This window comes from Pandoraea sp. LA3, from assembly GCF_022696215.1.
Classification (GTDB): Bacteria; Pseudomonadota; Gammaproteobacteria; order Burkholderiales; family Burkholderiaceae; genus Pandoraea; species Pandoraea capi.
In genome coordinates this window covers 152,159-171,164 of record NZ_PTPY01000022.1, presented here as the reverse complement: position 1 = coordinate 171,164, position 19,006 = coordinate 152,159, and the positions used below count along the sequence as shown (strand labels likewise).

Sequence of the window (19,006 nt, the reverse complement as noted above, 5' to 3'; positions counted from 1 at the left end):
GGCATCGTCAATCCGTGTTTTAATTATTCGGAACAAATTGTTTCTAAAAATGGTTAACGCTATGATGCCACCATGATGCGCCGACAGCGCTTTGGAAATGGATGGGAGACACCGTGGTGGACATCGCAACCCAGCAGCCGGATCGCAGCGTCGATGCGCGCACCGTATTCGGCATCGACACTGATCTTCAGGTGCCGGCATTCAGTGAGCGCGACGATCACGTGCCCGAGATCGACGCGGCGTATCGCTTCAACCCCGATGTGACGCTCGCGATTCTGGCCGGCTTCATGAACAACCGTCGCGTGATGGTGCAGGGCATGCACGGCACGGGTAAATCGACGCACATCGAACAGGTCGCCGCGCGGCTGAACTGGCCGTGCGTGCGCGTGAATCTCGACGGCCACATCAGCCGTCTCGATCTCGTCGGTAAAGACGCCATCGTCGTGCGCGACGGCCACCAGATCACCGAATTCCAGGAAGGCATCGTGCCGTGGGCGTTGCAACGTCCGGTGGCGCTGATCTTCGACGAATACGACGCGGGACGCCCCGACGTCATGTTCGTGATCCAGCGCATTCTCGAGCGCGACGGCAAGTTCACGCTGCTCGATCAGAATCGCGTGATTCATCCGCATCCGGCGTTTCGGATGTTCGCGACGACGAACACCGTCGGTCTGGGCAATCTCAACGGTCTGTATCACGGCACGCAAGTGCTCAACCACGCGCAGATCGACCGCTGGAACGTGGTGGCGACGCTCAATTACCTGTCGCGCGAAGACGAAGCGGGCATCGTGCTCGCGCGCGTGCCTGCGCTGGATAACGACGCGGGGCGCACACTGATCGATTCGATGGTCAGCGTGGCCGAACTCACGCGCAAGGGCTTTGCGACCGGCGATCTGTCCACGCTCATGTCGCCGCGCACGGTCATCAACTGGGCGGAGAACGTCGGCATCTTCCGCGATGCGGGACTCGCGTTCCGTCTCACGTTCCTGAACAAGTGCGACGAGGCGGAACGCGCCGTGGTGGCGGAGTATTACCAGCGCGCGTTCGGCCATGAGTTGCCGACGAACGACGGCGGCCGCTCGCTGCTGGCCGATGCGTCATGACGATCTCGGAGCGCGAGGCAGCACGGCGCGCCGCGGCGGGCGAGGCGCTGTGCGCCGCCACCGTTCGCGCGCTGACGGGCGATGCCGCGCTGCATTACAGCGGCGCGCGCCTGTGCCGGAACATGCGGCCGCTGCCGTTGCATGCACCGCATCTCCAAACGCTGCCGCCACCTGCCGACCCTTTGCATACTCTGCGTGGCGCCGCCGATGGCGCGGCGCTACGACTGCGTCACAGCGACGCCGCCCTGCATCGTCGTCTCCTGCCGGACGCGCCGCTGGAGCGTCTGCTCTTCGAGTTGCTGGAGCAACTGCGCTGCGAGACGTTCATTCCGCCGGGCATGCCGGGCGTCGCGGCCAACCTGCGAGAACGCTTCGAAGCGTGGTCGCGCGCGATGCACGCCACGGGCGTGGCCGACAATCATGTGGGGCTGCTGCTGTACACCGTCGCGCAGATGAGCTGGTCGCGCCTGACCGGTTATCCCGTCGTGGAAGACACCGAGGGGCTGATCGAAGCCACTCGCATGGCGATCGCGCCACGCATTGGCAGCGCGCTGGCGGGCATGCGGCGCACGCGCACCGATCAGGCGGCGTTCGCCGTCTACGCGCTGGCATTGGCCGCCGACATCGCTGGCCTGATTCGCGCGGCCGGTGGTGAGCCGGAGGAAAACGATCACAAGGACGACGAAGACGAGAAGGGCGTGCGCAACGCGTTCTCGCTGTTTCTGGACTTCGACGAACAGGAAGACGACGGCATCACGCTAGCCCATTCGGGCGACAGCCGCGTGCTCAAGGCGTCCGAGCAGGGCTATCGCGTGTTCACCCAGCGCTATGACCGTGAGCTTTACGCGGGCACGCTCGTGCGACGCGCCTTGCTGACTGAATTCCGCGAACGTCTGGACGAGCGCATCGTCGCGGAGGCCATCAACGTGCCGAGGCTCGCGCGGGCGTTGCAGGCGGCGCTTGCCGTGCCGCAGCGCGACGGCTGGTCGTTCGGCGAAGAGCAGGGACGTATCGACGGACGCCGTCTCGCACAACTCGTCAGCTCACCGGCCGAGCGACGGCTGTTCCGGCTGGAAAAGCACACGCTGATTGCCGAGTCGATGGTGAGCTTTCTCATCGATTGCTCCGGGTCGATGAAGGCGCAGATCGATGCCGTCGCCATGATCGTCGACGTGCTGTCGCGCGCGCTGGATGCCGCGGGCGTCACCAACGAGATCCTCGGATTCACGACCGGCGCCTGGAACGGTGGACGTGCGCGCACGGACTGGCTCGCCCGCGGCAAGCCGCGTTTCCCCGGCCGCCTGAACGAGGTCTCGCATCTCATCTTCAAGGATGCCGTCACCAGTTGGCGACGCGCGCGCACCGACATCGCCTCGCTGTTCAAGGCGGATCTGTTTCGCGAGGGTGTCGATGGCGAAGCCGTCGAGTGGGCGTGCGAGCGTTTGCGCACGCGCAGTGCGAACCGGCGTCTGCTGATCGTGATTTCCGACGGCAGCCCGATGGACGCCGCCACCAACCAGGTCAACGATGAACACTATCTCGACCATCACCTGCGCGACGTGGTGGCGCAGCAGCAATTGCGCGGCGATGTCGAAGTGATGGGGCTCGGTGTGGGCCTCGATCTGAGCCCGTACTACCGTCACTCGCTGGCGCTGGACCTCACGTCGCTGCCCGACATGACGATGCTGGCGAGGCTCGTCGACTGGATCGGCAGCGGTGGACGGCGCAGCGGCGGCTGAGGTTGGCTCCAGCGCTAACGTCGGCGTTGCATCACACCATCTCCAGCACGGCATCGACCATCAGATGCGCCCCCAGCAGGATCAGCGTAAGGAACGCGAGACGCCGTGTCGTCACGCCCGAGAGGGGCGGCGGATGGCGTCGGGCGAAGAGCGTCGCGAAGGTCACCACGGGCAGCGCGATGGCGGCCTGCCACCACATCGATGCGGGCAGTTGCCCGGCAAACGCGCTATAGGTCGTACGAATCGATGCCGTGACCGCGAAGAGGAGAATCAAGGCGCAACGGATCTGCACCAAGGTGAGCGGCTGACGATAGAAGTAGAAGATCAGCGGCGGCCCGGAGATCCCGAACATTCCGCTGAGCAAGCCGCCGAAGATGCCGCTGAAGAAGAAGCCCGTATCGCCGGAGCGTTCGGTCTTCGGCGCAGGCCGCAGCGCGGAGCCGATGCCGCCGTATAGCACCACGGCACCGAGCAGCAGATGCAGCACGTTCGACGCCGTGCCGTTCAGGTAATCGAACAGCAGCACGCCGACGATCACCGACGGAACGATGCCCAGCGTTGCCGCCCGGACGGCGCGCCAGTCGATGAGATGCAGCGTGCCGGGCAGGGCGAGGGCGCTGTTGACGAGGGTGACCAGACTCACCAGGATCGCCACGCTGGCCACCGGCGCGAGCCCGAAGCCGCTCGCGCCGCCCAGCACGATCATGCCGAGCCCGAAGCCCGTCACGGTCTGGAAGTACGTCGCAAAGCCCAGCAGCAACATCAGCGGCAGCGACGCCTGAATCGTCTGCCACGTCATACCCGGAGGGCGAGCGGCGAGGTCCCGGTCAGCTTGGCGCGCGCGGCCTGCGCCTGCACGCAGGTCACGCCGATGACGTAATAGATGTCGTCGGCACTGCATCCACGCGACAAGTCGTTCGCGGGACGATTCAACCCCTGCAACAGCGGCCCGATGGCCTTCGCGCCGCCAATCCGTTCGGCCAGTTTGTAGCCGATATTGCCGGCGTCGAGACTCGGGAAGATCAGCGTGTTGGCATGGCCTTCGATCTGCGAATGCACGACCTTGCGCTGCGCGATCTCGGCCACGATGGCGGCGTCGAGCTGCACGTCGCCGTCGATGGCCAGTTGCGGGCGCGCTTCCTTCACCAGACGCGTCGCTTCCACGACCTTGTCGACGGCCGCGTGTTTGGCGCTACCGCTGGTCGAGAACGACAGCATGGCCACACGCGGCGGCTCCATGAGCAGCGCGGCGGCGCTGTCGGCAGCGGCCAGCGCGATCTGGGCGAGTTGGCCGGCGTCGGGATCGACGACGAGGGCGCAGTCCGAGAAGATCAGCCCGCCCTTCATCGTATGGAACGGCTCGCAGAGCATCATCAGGAAGAAGCTCGACACGAGTTTGAACGACGGTTGCACGCCGATGATCTGGATCGCCATGCGCACCACGTCGGCCGTGGTGTTGACGGCACCGGCGACGGACCCGTCGGCATGACCGAGGCGCACCATCATGTTCGCGAAGCCCAGCGGCGTGCGCATTTCCTCGGTGGCCTGATCGCGGGTCATGCCCTTCTTCGAGCGAATGCCGTACCAGATGTGCGAGAACGCCTCGGTCATGTCCGATGTGGCGGGATCGATCAGCTCCATGCCGGTGAGATCGATGCGTGCGGCGTCGGCGGCGCGCTGTGTCTTGCCGATGTCGCCGACGAGCACGATGCGCGCGATGCCCTCACGCGTGGCGTGTGCTGCGGCGCTCAGGACGCGTTCGTCGTCCGACTCGCACAACACGATGCGCATGGGGGCACGACGCGCGGTATCGATGATGCGGTTGATGGCTTTCATGATGTCTGCAAAATAAAAAAAGCGCCCCCGGCACCCACAGAGCCGGGAGCGCAATCACACGAAAAAAGCCTATCGCGTCAGACGTAGTCCTTGTACTTGTCGAGCATGCGCACCGGCTTGGAGAGCGCGTCGCGGCGGAACGGATCGCCGAGTTCGCGGGTGCACATGATTTCGATGATGGTCGTCTTGCCGTGATTCATCTGCAGATCGATGGCCTTCTTGAGCGCCGGGCCGACGTCTTCCAGACGATCGACCACGATGCCTTCGGCGCCCATGGCACGGGCGATGTTGGCAAAGCTCGGGCTATCCAGTTCACCGGCGACGAAGCGACGGTTGTAGAAGTCCACCTGGTTCTTCTTCTCGGCGCCCCACTGACGGTTGTGGAAGACCACGGCCGTGACCGGAATGTTGTGGCGCACGCACGTGAGCGTTTCCATCAGGCTCATGCCCCACGCGCCGTCGCCCGCATACGAGACGGCCGGACGGTGCGGTGCGGCCACCTTCGCGCCGATGATCGTCGGGAACGCGTAGCCGCAGTTGCCCCAGCTCATGGCGGCGAAGAAGCTGCGCGGTTTGTTGAAGCGCAGGTAGCTGTTGGCGACCGAGTTGATGTTGCCGATGTCGGTCGAGACCATGACGTCTTCCGGCATCGCCTTTTCCAGCTCGCGCAGGACCTGACGCGGATGCAGATACTCGCCGCCGTTGAACGTCTTCTCGCGCTTCTGCTCTTCGATCATGTCGAGGCTGTACGGATCGCGCTCGTGGGTCCACTCGTCGAGTTCCTTCTCCCACGCCGCCTTCTCGGTGGCGATCTGATCGGCGCGGGCAGCACGCGTGGCGTCACAAGTGAGCGTGCGCTCGGCCAGACGCTGCGACAGCGCCACGGCGGCGGCCTTCGCGTCGCCACAGATACCGACCGAGATCTTCTTCACGAGGCCGAGCATCTTGTGATCGGCGTCGATCTGGATGATCTTGGCGTTTTTCGGCCAGTAGTCGAGACCGTGTTGCGGCAGCGTGCCGAACGGTCCGAGGCGCGAGCCGAGCGCCACGACCACGTCGGCCTGCGCCAGCAGCTTCATCGCGGCCTTGGAGCCCTGATAGCCGAGCGGGCCGCACCACAGCGGATGGTTGGCCGGGAACGAGTCGTTGTGCAGGTAGCTGTTGACGACCGGTGCGCCAAGACGCTCGGCAAGTGCCTTGCACTCTTCGACGGCATCGGCCATGACCACGCCGCCGCCCGAGATGATGACCGGGAACTTGGCCTGAGCGAGCAGTTCCGCCGCTTCGTTCAGACGCTCTTCACCGCCGGCGCCACGGTCCAGACGTTGCGGGCGCGGAATCTCGGCCTTGATTTGGCCGTAGAAGTAATCACGCGGAATGTTGAGCTGCGTCGGGCCCATTTCAGCCATCGCGCGGTCGAAGCAGCGGCCGGTGAATTCGGCCATACGCGCCGGGTGCGTCACGTGCCCCTGGTACTTCGTGAATTCCTGGAACATCGGGAGTTGCTTGGCTTCCTGGAAGCCGCCCAGACCGATACCCATCGTGCCGGCTTCCGGCGTCACGATCACGACCGGGCTGTGGGCCCAGTAAGCGGCGGCGATGGCCGTCACGCAGTTGCTGATGCCCGGGCCGTTCTGACCGATCACGACACCGTGACGGCCCGACACGCGGGCGTAACCGTCGGCCATGTGGCCCGCGCCCTGCTCGTGCACCACCGGGATCAGACGGATGCCGGCCGGCGCGAAGATGTCCATCGCGTCCATGAAGGCCGAGCCCATGATGCCGAACATCTCGCTCACGCCGTTGGCGACCATCGTTTCAACGAACGCTTCCGAGGGCGTCATCGTTTGCGGACCGGCATCGGACGCCGTCATTTGCTGGGTGGCCGTAGCCGGGTCTTTGGCATTCATGGGGTGTCTCCAGTGAAAAATAAACGGAACAAATAATTCCGATTTCGTTGCTTGTATCGAAATCTAGGGGATTAAATCGCCGTGGTCAATTGGTATTTTTATTATTTGGTACGTTTTGTATTGAAAAATACAAAAGATGGCCAACGGATACGCCGTCGCGCGCCGTGCGGCGGGAGGCCCAGAAAAAATGCCCCGGCAGGCGGGGCGGGAAATCCGGACATTCCACGGGGCGTGATCAGAACGCCGGGCGGTCCTTGCGGAACGCGTTCTTCACTTCGATCTTGCCGTCGCGCAGGGTGAAGACATCGACCATGCGCGCTTCGACGCGTGTGCCGTCCGCTTTCGTGCCGCGAAACGTCGATTCCGAGACACCCCGGTCGCCGGTGACGAAATGGCTGCCTTCCGTCCACGAGGCGTCGGGGAAGTTTTCCCATGCGGACTGGAATGCGGCGCGCACGGCTTCGCGTCCCTCGAAGGTGCGCCCGAGCATGTCGGGACCGGCGACGGCGTGGAACACGCAGGTATCCGTCATGCATTCCATGAGGGCGTCGATGTCGTGGCGGTTCCAGGCGTCGTTGAAGGTCGTGAGCAACCGGATCGCGGCGGAGTCGTTCTGAGTCGTCATTGCAAATTCCAGAAAATCGGAGAAATCGGAGGAGGAGGCGAGATCAACGCGCTTCGTCTTGCGCGTGGTATCGCTGATAGAGAAAGCGTTGGCCGATGCGGCGGAATGGCGCGAAGCCCTGCCATTGCACCGTGCCGAACACGTTCGGGTATTGCAGCGCGGAGTCGTAGATCGGCAGATTCCACGACGGGTCGCGCTGGCCGGCGATGCGTTGCGCGAGGCGGCGTCCGGCGTGGGCCGAGAACGACACGCCGTTGCCGCCATACCCCACCGCGTAAAAGAGGCTCTGACGCGGGTCGGGTTGCGTGACGCGCGGCATCATGTCGTGACTCACATCGACCCAGCCCCACCACGAGTAGTCGATGCGAATGCCCCCCAGCGCCGGGAACTTGCGATGCAGGCCTTCGACCAGCACCGCCATATGTTTCGGATTCTGCGCATCGGCGCCGGTGATCGAACTGCGGCTGCCGATCTGCAAGCGGTTGTCGGGCAGCAGACGGTAGTAGTAGCGCAGCGTGCGCGTGTCGGTAATGACTTCGTGCGTGCGGAAGTTCGTGGCGGCGATCTCTTCCGGCGTGAGCACACGCGTGACGAGCGAGTTCGAGAGGATCGGCATGATCTTCGAGCGCAGTGCCTTCGTCACGTCGTTACGTGTGTAGCCGCCCGTGGCGAACGCGACCGCTTTAGCGCGCACCACCCCGCGCGGCGTGCGCACGTGATGCACGCCATTGATCGTCTCGACGCCCAGTACCGGTGTCGACGGATGCACCCGGGCGCCGAGCGCGCGCGCCATGCGCAGATAGCCGAAGGCGAGTTTGAGCGGGTGCACACCGATACCGTCGGGTTCGTGCAGCGCGCCGCAATTCTCCTGATCGTTGACGTATTCCTCGCTGACCTCTTCGCGCGAGAGGATGCGCGTGTCGTAGCCGAACACGTCGTGCATGACCTTCGCCTCGTTGCGCAGGAAGTCCATCTTTCGATCGCGGTGCGCGATGTAGAGATGGCCGCCGGGCTGCGGATCGCACTCCGGCACTTCGGCGATGAGCGACTTGAACGTGTTGAAGCCTTCGCGAATTTCGGCGTCCAGACGCAGCGCGGTCTCCTTGCCCCAGCGGTCGATCCATTGGGAGCGATAGAGACGCCCGCTGGCGTTCTGACCCTGACCGCCGTTGCGGCTGGTGCAGCCCCAGCAGGTCTGGTTGGCTTCGAGCACAGTGGCGCGAATGCCGTGTTCGCGCGCGAGGAAGAGGGCGGTGGACAGGCCGGTGAAGCCCGCACCGACGATGACGACGTCGACATCGGCGTCGCCCGCCAGCGGGCCATCGTCTTCCGGCGGCTCACCGGCGGTCGCGACCCAGTAAGTCGGCGCGTAGTCCATGCCCAGACCGGGACCGGACGAGACTAGCGGATCGTAAAGCGGATCGTACGGCGCTGCGGCGTGACGATCCAGCGCGAAGGATTCAATCGTACCCACGTCAGGCTCCTGAGGAAATGAGCCAATACTGCCAAGAACAATTTCGCGGGATTAGTACCACCGGCAACTTGTGATGGTGCCAGCGCAAAGCGGCACGGCTGCGGGGAATATGCCCTTTGCGCTGACGTCGGCTGGCACTATGGATGTTCGTCGTTTTGCGCCAAACGCGTCGCACTGGTCCTGCCCTTGCGATTCGCTGAGCGTTCGCCTTCTGGCACCACACTTTTCTGGCATGTGGCTCTAAACGGCGCGAATTTTGGCTGGGGATACTGACCCGGTCGAAAGGTTCGCGTCGCCATCCGGTGCGTGAGTCTGTCATGCGCAACGGAGATTGGACATGCTCAGATTGTTGATTGGCCTTGGGTTGCCGTATCTCGGCGTGGTGGGACTGCTGCCGTGGGCGGCGTCCGTCGAGCGCTATGTGCTGGGCGTGCCCTTCATCTACGGCTGGATCTTCCTGTGGTTCGTGCTGACGTCCGTGTGCCTGTGGCTGTGCTGGACGCTTTTCGATAAGCACACCACCGAAGCATCGGCGTGATCTCTCTTTTCCATTCCCGATGATTCTCACGGCGTGACGCGCGCTCGCGTTACGCCTTCGATGGCGCACGCCGGTCGCTGCCGTGACTGACGCCGCCACGTTCCGCATTTCCGGAGACTGTGTCGATGGCAACCCTCATCTTTGCCGGCTTCATCCTGTTGTCGGTCTATCTTGCGCTGCGAGCGCGTGGCGGACGCGGCCCGCAGAGCGTGCACGACTTCTTCGTGGCGTCGCGTCAGTTCGGCGCGTGGCTGGTGTTCTTCCTGGCTGCCGGAGAGATCTACAGCATCGGCACGATGGTCGGTTTTCCCGGCGGCATCTACGCGAAAGGGCCGACCTACGGTGTCTGGTTCCTCGGCTACATCCTGCTGGCCTACCCGGTCGGGTATTTCCTCGGCCCGAAAATCTGGGATGCCGGCAAACGCTACAACGCCATCACGTTGCCCGATCTGTTCAAGGGGCACTTCGAGAGCCGCTTCCTCGAACTCGTCGTTGCGGTGACGGCCATCGTGTTCCTGCTGCCGTGGGGCCAGTTGCAGTTCACCGGACTCGTGGCAGCGCTCAAGGGGCTGGGGTGGAATTTCCAGCCGCTCTGGCTGATCTGCTTTTCCGCGATGCTGGCGTTCGTCTACATTGCGATTGCCGGGGTGCGTGCGTCTGCCTACATTGCTGTACTCAAAGACGTGCTGATGGTGGCGGCCATCGTCATTACCGGTGTCGCGGTGGCGTGGGAGTCCGGCGTGACGCCCGTATTTCAGGCGGCGAGCCAACACGTGAGCAACGCGATGACCACGCAGCAACTCACGTTCGCGATGACGACCATCGTGTTCCAGTCGCTCGGCATGTACGTGATGCCGTTCGGCGTGCAGAACTTCTTCACGGCGAAGAGCGCGGCCACGATTCGTCGCACGCAGATCGCCATGCCGCTCTACATGCTGATGTATCCGTTCCTCGTGCTCGCGTCGTACTACGCGATCAGCCAGAACATTCAACTGGCCTCGCCGAACGAAGCGTTCTTCGCAGCGGTAACGCAGTTGCTGCCGTCGTGGCTTGTCGGCCTCGTGGCGGCCGGCGCCGCACTCTCGGGCCTGCTCGTGCTCGCCGGTATCTGCCTCGCGCTCGGCCCCATCGTCACGCGCAACATCCTGTCGGGCATGCCGGAGCATCGGCAGAAGGCCAGCTCGAAGGTCGTGATCGTGCTGTACCTGCTGGGCTCCATCGTCTTGACGCTGCTCACCCCGAATCTGATGCTCACGCTGATCAACATGGCGTATTACGGTGTGACGCAGTTCCTGCCGGGGGTGATCGCCGTGGTGTTCCGTCTGCGCGTGCGCGCGATGGCCATCGCCGCCGGCGTACTTGCCGGGCAAGGACTGGCGCTCGTGCTCTACTACAGGAATCCGGACCTCGGCGGCATCAACCTCGGGTTGATCTGCCTGGTGGTCAACGTCGTGGTGATCGCCGTGTTCAACCTGCTCCTTGGCAGCCGTCCTTCCCCCACGATGGACGCCGGCGTCGGCGCGCTTTCCTCCTACAAGAAGTCACAATGACAGACAGAGACAACACCGCCCTGCGTGGCGACGACATTCGCGTGTTCGTCGCCCGCAAGATCCTGACCATGAATCCCGCGCAGCCGGTCGCGACGCACGTTGCCGTGTGCGACGGCCGGATCCTCGCCGTCGGCGGTATCGAAGACGTGCGTCGCTGGACCGACGCGACGCCCATCGAGACGCTGCGCGACAAGGTGCTGATGCCCGGCCTCGTGGAAGGCCATTGCCACCTGATGGAAGGCGCGATGTGGGACGCTGTCTATGTCGGCTATTACGACCGGCGTGGCCCCGACGGGCATTTGTGGGAAGGGTTGAAGACGCCGTCGGACGTGCTCGCACGCCTGCGTGAGGCCGAGCAGCGGATGGCCGACGCGCACAAGCCTCTGCTTGCATGGGGCTACGATCCGATCTTCTTCAAGGACGCCCCGCTCGTCGCGCGTGATATCGACGCCGTCTCGATGACACGCCCCATCGCGATCCTGCATGCGAGCGTGCATCTGATGAACGTCAATACGCCGATGCTGGAACTCGCCGGCATCGATGGCGGCACGGACGTCGAAGGTATCGTGATGGGCGCCGATGGCGAGCCCACCGGCGAATTGCAGGAGTTCGCGGCCATGTTTCCGGTGTATCGCGTGATCGGCGAGGGACTGTCGATTGCCGCGAGCGAGAGTCCGCGCGCAATCTGGAACTTCGGACGTGTCGCGCAGCTCGCCGGCGTGACGACGGCGACCGACCTCGTCAACGACCTGACGCCGTCGGGCAACGCGAACCTGCATGACGCGACGGCCGATCCCAGCTATCCGATTCGCATCGTCCCGGCGTTCGCGCCGCAGCGGTGTCCGGAAGGTGGCCCGCAGCGCGTGTTGAGCGCGTGCGAGGGCAATACCGACAAGTTGCACTACGGCCCCATCAAGTTCATCGTCGACGGCTCGATTCAAGGATTCACCGCACGATTGCGCTGGCCGGGATATCACAACGGCAAGCCCAACGGGCTCTGGCTGATTGCGCCGTCGCAACTGGTCGAGACATTTCTGCCGTTCCATGCCGCGGGTCTGCAACTTCACATCCATACCAATGGCGACGAAGCCACCGATGTCGTGCTCGACGCGATTGAGGCGCTGCTGGAAAAGCACCCGCGCACGGATCACCGTCACACGTTGCAGCATTGTCAGATGGCCGACGTCGCACAGCTCACACGCGCGCAGCGGCTCGGCATGTGCGTGAATTTCTTCGCGAATCACGTCTACTACTGGGGCGACGCGCACTACGAGCAGACGATGGGCCCGGATCGTGCCAACCGGATGGATGCCGCCGAGATCGCGCGTCAGATCGGTTTGCCGTTCGCGCTGCATTCGGATGCGCCCATCACGCAGCTCAATCCGCTGTTCACTGCGTGGTGCGCGGTGAAGCGGGAGACATCGTCGGGGCGCGTGCTGGGCGAGTCGTTGTGCCTGCCGGTCGACGACGCCTTGCGCGCCATCACGCTCGGTGCCGCTTTCTCGTTGGGAATGGATCATCTGATCGGCAGCATCGAAGTGGGCAAGTATGCCGACTTCGCCGTACTGGAGGACGATCCGTATGAGGTCCCCGTCGACGCACTTCGTCAGATGCCCGTGTGGGGCACGGTGCTGGGTGGCGAGATATTCCGCGCACCGGCATGACGACCACGTCAATGTCCAGCCCGATGTCCGCCGACAAGTCAGGTCGCGCACCTGTGCCGATGATCGTGCTGGGCGGCTATCTCGGGGCGGGAAAGACGACCATCGTCAATGCGCTGCTTCGTAACGCGGATGGCTTGCGAATCACGGTGCTGGTGAACGACTTCGGATCGATCAACGTCGACGCCTCGCTCATTCGAGAGCGAGGCGACGACGTGATCGGTCTCGAGAACGGTTGCGTGTGCTGCACTATCGGCGGGCGCCTCGTCGAGACGCTGATCGCCATCGGCGAGCGCGAGGTGCGTCCCGATCTGTTAGTGATCGAAGCCAGCGGCGTGTCCGACCCGATGCGCATCGCGCAGGTGGGGCTGCTCGACAAGGCATTCCGCTTGCACGGCATCGTGGTGGCGGTCGATGCGCAAGGTATCGGGCAGACGCTGGCCGATCGTTATGTCGGCGACATCGCGCACAAGCAACTCATGGCGGCAAGCACGCTGGTGATGACGAAGACGGATCTCGTCGCGCCCGACACGCTGCAATCGCTACGCGAACGGCTAGCCGAACTCGGTGCAACGCAGGTGGTTGTAACGGCGAACAACGGCGTTGTGCCGCCCGCCATTCTGTTTCCGGATGAGGCGCTGGCACTGCCGGGGTGGCTGGGCGGACGACCGATGCGCATCTCCGGACATTCGTTGCCCGCAGGCTTACGAAGCTTTGTGTGGCGAGTCAATGGCGTGTCGGATCGTCATCGTCTGAAAGCGGCATTGACGATGTACCCGGGAAAACTCCTGCGGGCGAAGGGGTTCGTGAACCTTGCTTCGGGCGGTGCGAGCGAGGTTCACGTGGTCGGTACACGGGTGGCGATCTCGAAGCGGCCCAACCTGGCGTTGCACGAATCGTCGATGGTCTTCATCGGCGTGCTGTCGGACGACGACGTTGCGCGCCTTGACCACGCATTGCAGGCCACGCTGACCGAGCCATCGCCCAGCGAGGCGTAGACGAATTCAGAAAGGATCGGGCGACAGGGCGTTCTAGTCTGGAATGATTCCATTCCAGGTGTCGACGATCATGCCTCCTATCACCTCAGTCAGCGGCTGTAACTTCCCGATTGCCAGCTATCCCGACGCCACGTTGAGCGAGCGGCGCCTGAATGCGCGGGAGCGGTTCGACGCGGACATGACATCCGGAGCGCCGGTGCCGGGCGACGTCTACGAGCGCTTCATCCACGACTTCAGTTACATGGGGCCGATAGACATCGCCATCGACGTGTTCAGGAACGGCGATGCCAAAATGCAGGCGCTGCGCGCGGCAGCGCTGGGGCACATCGCGTCTTATCCAGAGGGGCGTCAATTTCTGGCACCTCGGGACCGCCGACTTTCCCATTCAACGTTGGATCCGTCGAAACACCTGTTGAGACGGATCGCACCGGAGACCCGGCGGAAAATGCTCACGACCGCCGAGGTCGACGCGCAAGGGAAAATCATCCTGACGATTCCGGGAAGTCAAATACGTTTTCCTTTGACCGAGGCTTGCTTCACGGGCAAGCAGGCGGAACTCACGACAGACGAATGTCTGGCGCTGCTGCTTGCGAAGGATGAGAAAAGGCAGACGCTGTTGGCGCGTGCCGCGAGTCTCGATCCGGCTTCCCATGATCCTGCCCCGTATTTCCAGGTGTGGTGGCATCTGCTCGACGCCGTCATGACCGAGACCGCGTTCAGCCGTAAAGCGAAAAACGTGGACTATCAGCGCGTGGCAACCCTGTTCCAACGCGCAGGGAAGTGCGAGATGGACGCGAATCAGCGAATGCAGGTTCTGCGCGGTAGTGGCCATGCGCTGTGTCGAGCCGAACTGTGGAGCGAGTCGGCACGGGAATTCGTGGATTTGGCGGGCTTCTACGAGACGTACCGCCGTGAGAACATCACGAGGCTGCCTCCCGACGAAAGGCGGGTGCTTGAGTTTCAGGCATCCTCGGCCTATCTTCGGTCGGCCGAGCTTTTCATCCGGGGCAACGACACCGCTTCGGCTTTGAGCTGCGTTGACATGGCGTGGCGTGGATTCGAGCGCCTGCTGCAAACCGGGGAGCATCGACTCGCGATGGATCTCGCCGATCGATTCCACAAATGCTATCTGCACATCGACAAAGGAGCCGAGGCGCAAGTCTTTGCTGCCACGGTGTTGCCTTCTGCGCGTGAGATCGGGTTGCCGGGCACGATTGCCGAATGGGAGAGCAGAGCTGCCGTGCCTGAAACGCATGTGGCCGACATCGCGCCGGATGGGAAGAAGGCGCAATAGGGCACGGCGATTCGTGATAGTTGAGCGTCCGCGGAGGGGCGCAGACTGCTCACATCGGGTTCTCAACGAGGCAACGCTCATGCCAAACACAGTCACGCAGGGAAATGTCAACTTCCCGCTCCTGAACTATCCGAATTCCAATCTTAGCGACGCGCGATGCCGCACATTGGGCGAGCTCAATGCCCATATTTCGGCGGGACGATGTCCGTCCGATGGAGTGTTCAGCGAGTTCCTGAGGAACTTCGTTTACCTCGGCCCGTTAGACGCTACAAAGAACGCCTTGTGCTGCGGAATCAAGGCACGGTTACTGTCGTGTGCAGGCCTTTGTCATATCGGGTCGTCTGGCCCGGGTAGGGACTACTTGGAGAGAGACGGAAAACTGGAATTCGCGGGGCGGGACGCCCTGATTCTGCTCAATGAGCTTCCGTTGGACATACGGCAAACCATGCTGGATAACGCCCGACTCGGGGACCGTTATCAAATCATTCTCGAGTTTCCCGATATCGAGCTCAACATCCCGATGGGCAGCGAGTGTTTCGGCGATGGACAGGGGGCGCTGACGATGGCGGAAGCGAGAGCGCTTCTGCTCGGACGCGACATGCGCGAGGTGTCGCTGCTGGTTCAGTTTGCGCAAAAGATGACGCAGACCGATGTGGCGTGTTTCGACACTCACATCTTGCATGCGTGGCTGAGTGCCATTGATCGCTGCGTGGACGGTAAGGCGGCGGGCAGCTTCAGCAACGAGAGAGAAGACCTGCTTGCACTGGGTGTCGCATTGCGGACCTTTGCGAACAAGTTGGCAGGGGGCTCGCCCAGAGATGACGTGCTACTCAAGCGCATTCTGTATCAGCGACGAGGGGCGTTCGCCAAAGCCGGCCATCCCGGCGAGTGCGGTTTGGCCCACAACGATATTGCGATGCTCTTGCTGCATTCTGGCGACAAGGATCTGGCCAAAAGGGAGTTTACGAGCGCGGGTCACGAGTTCGACAAGGCGATGAGCTACTTTCTGGCATCAAACATGATTTCAGACGCGAAGGAATTTCACGACCACGCAGTGAGAGCATTTCAGAACGCTGAGAAGAACGATCTGGCTAATTCGGTCGACGTGAGATTTCACAAGTCCGTCGAGGCGCGGACGCCCGACGAAACTATGCCGTTCGAATCCCTATCATCATCGAATACCAGAACGGTATGGGAGCGGATGGCGCGGGGCTTCGTTCCCGTGGAGCTGCAATTGGAAGGCGATAGGTTTTCGCCCTTCGACGACCGCGTCAATTCGTCCACGCCAAGACCTTCAATGGACGCAATTTCCGGCATCTTCCAAAACGAGAGTTTCGAGAGCGACGCCGCCCTGTCGACATGACAGTAGGGCGGTGACCGCATAGACGAATGGCCACAGGGTGCGCGGCGATATCAGACGTTTGCGCTCCGCTGCCCAGGCTCGCACTCACTTCAACGACGATTTGACGAGGCAACGCTCATGCCAACCACTCCAATCACTCAACCTTCCTCGAGCACGAACTTTCAGGTGCAGGGTTATCCGGATCAGATGCTCAGCGAACGTCGCTTGAGCGAGTTGAGTGACTTCAATCGCTTGATGAATTTGGGCGGCAAGATCCCGGATAGCACGATCTCCGGATTTCTCGCGCGCTTCCGATCCAAGGGCGTATTGGATACCGTGTCCAACACGTTGTCCGGTACGGAAAAGGCGCGCATTCTCGCCGGCGCGGCGCACTGCCATGTCGCGTCGTTTGGGCAGGGGCGGGACTATCTCGAGCGCCACAGTCCGCATCGCCCGGTCAATGACGATGCCGCGAATCAACTGGCCGAGCTGACGTCTTCCGTCAGAGATAACGTGATGGCCACTGCCGGGATCGGGGAGGATGGTCTGATCGTCTTCACCTTCCCGGATGTTCCGTTGTGCTTTCCGTTGACGATGTCGTCGCTCGGGACTGGCGATAAGGCCCTGCTCCGCCATGAGGCCAGACAGTTGCTGCTGAAGCCGGATGGCAACGAATCTTCGCTCCTGGCCGCTCTGGTGAAGCGGATGGCGAACCCACAACCCCGGGATTTCGATGCGGAGGTCTGCGAGGTCTGGATTGCGCTCATTGAGCGTGGTCTTTCGGATGATGAGCTAGCCGCGTTCAGCGACGATCAAATCGAGATCCACGTGCTTGGGAGTGCCCTGATGGCGTTGGCGCGCCGGCTTGAGGAGGTCCCGAACGCCGACACTTCACGCTTGCTATGGATGCTGACGACAGGCGCCGATGCATTTGCGAAGTCTCAAGACGCCAAGTCGCATGGTATTGCTTTAATGAGAGTCGCGGATTTCCACAAAGGCCGTGGTGAGGGGGATAAGGCCACGGCGGCAAACACGTTCGCCGCGAGCGTGCTCGCGAAAACGGCGCTTCAACGACTAGAGGATGGGAACGTCGAAGACGCCAATCATTGCGCCAGACTTTCGAAAAGGGCAAGAATTCTGGCGGGGACGCAGGATTTCGAAGCCGAGCAACACTCGCCGATGTTAGACGTGAACTTCGGATACGACGACGCCTATTCGCTCTCGCAACTGAGCGATTTCGTCAGTCAGGGTCATTTTGATGAGGAGTGGGAATCGTTAAACGAGTCAACGCAGGCGCAATCGTCGAGGTGGTTAGACGAGTCTCTGCGTGTAAACAGCGGTGACGTCGAAAGCGAAGGAGGGATCTCCGATGGCGACGGCGAAGCTAAGGTTGAGGAGACAAATCTCGGTTTCACGAGTGACGATAGTCATTAATTTTTACGGTGGGCGACAGCATTGCGCGTCGCCCACCGCAACCCCGATCAGAGATCGAACTCCGGATCCGGGGAGCGCAGCTTGCGCCATATCGACCGCACGGTGAAGGCAACCAGCAGGACCGTCAGACTCGCGACACCGAGCGCCAGGGGCGTGCGTTGATCGGGGATGAAGGCCATGGCGCCGACGATGGACAACATGCCGATGATGGCGACCCAGGTCAGGTAGGGGTACCCCCACATTCTTATCTTGAGCTTGCCCGGCGCCTCGCGTTCCAGACGCTTGCGCAGCTTGAGTTGCGAGAAGGCGATTAGCACGTAGACGAAGATCGCCACGGTCCCGTACGAGTTCACGAGAAAGGCAAACACCGTATCCGGTGAGACGTACGACATGACCACGGCCGCGTAACCAAACAGCGTGCCGACGAGAATCGCACGAACCGGCACGCCCCGAGCGTTGAGTTTTGCCAGCGAACGCGGCGCATCGCCCCGGCGCGTGAGCGCAAACAGCATTCGCGACGACGCATACAAACCGGAGTTCAGCGCGGAGAGCACGGCGGTGAGCACGACGGCGTTCATGATGTGCGCAGCCGCAGGGATGTGCATCGCTTCGAGCGCACTGACATACGGCGTCGCCATGCCGGTCGAGTTCCAGGGCACGAGCATCACCACGAGCAGGATCGAACCGATGTAGAAGAACAGCACGCGTCCGATCACGGAGTTCGTGGCGCGTGCCACCGCCTGCTGCGGTTCGGCGGCTTCGGCGGCGGCAATCGTCACGATCTCTGCCCCGAAGTAGAAGCCTGTGGCTGCGACTGCGCCGGCCATCACCGGCCCGACGCCGTTAGGCATAAAACCGCCATGCGAGAGCAGATGTCCGGTGCTCGCCACCGCGCCCGGCCACATGCCGAACACGAACAGTGCGCCGAGGAACAGGAAGACGACGATGGCCGCGACTTTGATCGACGCGAACCAGAACTCGAACTCGCCGTACGACGCCACCGACACCAGATTGGTCAGCGTGAGCACCACGAGCAGCACGAGGCTGATGGTCCACGCGGGAATGTCCGGCAACCAGAACTGAATCAGATTGGCCCCGGCCACGGCTTCGACCGCGACCACGATCACCCAGAAATACCAGTACATCCAGCCTGTCAGAAAGCCGGCCAGTTCGCCGCCTATGGGCTTGTCGTTCCACGCGAGTCTCGCGTACTCGTAGAACGAGCCGACGGCGGGCAGCGCGCACGCCATCTCGCCGAGCATGCGCATGACAAGCACCACTAGCGCTCCGGTGATCAGGAACGACAGCACGGCAGCCGGACCGGCGGCATGCACCACCACGCCGCTGCCCACGAAGAGTCCTGCGCCGATCACGCCGCCCAGCGCGATCATGCTCATATGACGTTGTTTGAGGCTCGATTGCAGATGCGTTCCGGTGTCACGATTGGCCATGGCGACCTCCCGTGAGCGGCGCGACGATGCGGGGAAAGACTGCGAGGACTG

15 protein-coding genes are annotated in these 19,006 nt (G+C 62.7%); 9 read left to right on the top strand and 6 right to left on the bottom strand.

All coding sequences use genetic code 11. The annotated features are described in order from the left end of the window. Positions 1–101: 101 nt before the first annotated feature. On the top strand, positions 102–1,103 hold the full coding sequence (locus C5N93_RS05080; RefSeq protein ID WP_242558500.1) for an AAA family ATPase: 1,002 nt from the start codon (positions 102–104) through the stop codon (positions 1,101–1,103). Further along, a complete protein-coding gene (locus C5N93_RS05075; RefSeq protein ID WP_242558499.1) occupies positions 1,100–2,842 on the top strand; it encodes a cobalt chelatase in 1,743 nt (580 codons plus the stop codon). The genes C5N93_RS05080 and C5N93_RS05075 overlap by 4 nt, the downstream gene beginning before the upstream one ends. Positions 2,843–2,873: 31 nt before the next feature. Here C5N93_RS05075 and C5N93_RS05070 read toward each other — a convergent pair whose 3' ends face one another. The 5 genes from C5N93_RS05070 to C5N93_RS05050 form a co-directional block, all read right to left on the bottom strand. Next, entirely contained in the window at positions 2,874–3,641 is a 768-nt protein-coding gene (locus C5N93_RS05070) for a sulfite exporter TauE/SafE family protein (protein ID WP_069340137.1), read from the bottom strand. Further along, a complete protein-coding gene (gene pta, locus C5N93_RS05065; RefSeq protein ID WP_242558498.1) occupies positions 3,638–4,678 on the bottom strand; it encodes a phosphate acetyltransferase in 1,041 nt (346 codons plus the stop codon). Before pta ends, C5N93_RS05070 begins: the two co-directional genes overlap by 4 nt. Before the next feature lie 77 nt (positions 4,679–4,755). Continuing rightward, positions 4,756–6,552, bottom strand: coding sequence for a sulfoacetaldehyde acetyltransferase (gene xsc, locus C5N93_RS05060; RefSeq protein ID WP_242558517.1), 1,797 nt, complete (start codon positions 6,550–6,552; stop codon positions 4,756–4,758). A gap of 271 nt (positions 6,553–6,823) precedes the next feature. Continuing rightward, on the bottom strand, positions 6,824–7,213 hold the full coding sequence (locus tag C5N93_RS05055; protein ID WP_150721959.1) for a nuclear transport factor 2 family protein: 390 nt from the start codon (positions 7,211–7,213) through the stop codon (positions 6,824–6,826). A gap of 43 nt (positions 7,214–7,256) precedes the next feature. Further along, the gene (locus tag C5N93_RS05050) at positions 7,257–8,687 is read right to left on the bottom strand and encodes an FAD-binding oxidoreductase (RefSeq protein WP_174981175.1); all 1,431 of its coding nucleotides are present in this window, start codon (positions 8,685–8,687) and stop codon (positions 7,257–7,259) included. A 337-nt stretch (positions 8,688–9,024) separates the two neighbouring features. Between C5N93_RS05050 and C5N93_RS05045 the strand changes: the two genes are divergently transcribed. The 7 genes from C5N93_RS05045 (at position 9,025) to C5N93_RS05015 (ending at position 17,504) form a co-directional block, all read left to right on the top strand. Then, complete coding sequence (locus tag C5N93_RS05045; RefSeq protein WP_242558497.1) at positions 9,025–9,225, top strand: DUF3311 domain-containing protein; 201 nt, start codon at positions 9,025–9,027, stop codon at positions 9,223–9,225. 125 nt (positions 9,226–9,350) lie between these two features. Then, entirely contained in the window at positions 9,351–10,775 is a 1,425-nt protein-coding gene (locus C5N93_RS05040; RefSeq protein ID WP_242558496.1) for a sodium:solute symporter family protein, read from the top strand. Then, on the top strand, positions 10,772–12,439 hold the full coding sequence (locus tag C5N93_RS05035) for an amidohydrolase (protein WP_242558495.1): 1,668 nt from the start codon (positions 10,772–10,774) through the stop codon (positions 12,437–12,439). The genes C5N93_RS05040 and C5N93_RS05035 overlap by 4 nt, the downstream gene beginning before the upstream one ends. Beyond that, entirely contained in the window at positions 12,436–13,434 is a 999-nt protein-coding gene (locus C5N93_RS05030) for a GTP-binding protein (RefSeq protein ID WP_242558494.1), read from the top strand. The genes C5N93_RS05035 and C5N93_RS05030 overlap by 4 nt, the downstream gene beginning before the upstream one ends. A 43-nt stretch (positions 13,435–13,477) precedes the next feature. After that, a complete protein-coding gene (locus tag C5N93_RS05025) occupies positions 13,478–14,728 on the top strand; it encodes a hypothetical protein (RefSeq protein WP_242558493.1) in 1,251 nt (416 codons plus the stop codon). A 445-nt stretch (positions 14,729–15,173) separates the two neighbouring features. Beyond that, positions 15,174–16,091, top strand: coding sequence for a hypothetical protein (locus C5N93_RS05020; protein ID WP_242558492.1), 918 nt, complete (start codon positions 15,174–15,176; stop codon positions 16,089–16,091). Between the two features lie 117 nt (positions 16,092–16,208). Further along, entirely contained in the window at positions 16,209–17,504 is a 1,296-nt protein-coding gene (locus C5N93_RS05015; protein WP_242558491.1) for a hypothetical protein, read from the top strand. 47 nt (positions 17,505–17,551) lie between these two features. On the opposite strand, the gene C5N93_RS05010 is transcribed toward C5N93_RS05015, so the two are convergent. Continuing rightward, positions 17,552–18,955: an amino acid permease gene (locus tag C5N93_RS05010; RefSeq protein ID WP_242558490.1), complete on the bottom strand. Its 1,404-nt coding sequence runs from the start codon at positions 18,953–18,955 to the stop codon at positions 17,552–17,554. Positions 18,956–19,006: the final 51 nt, after the last annotated feature.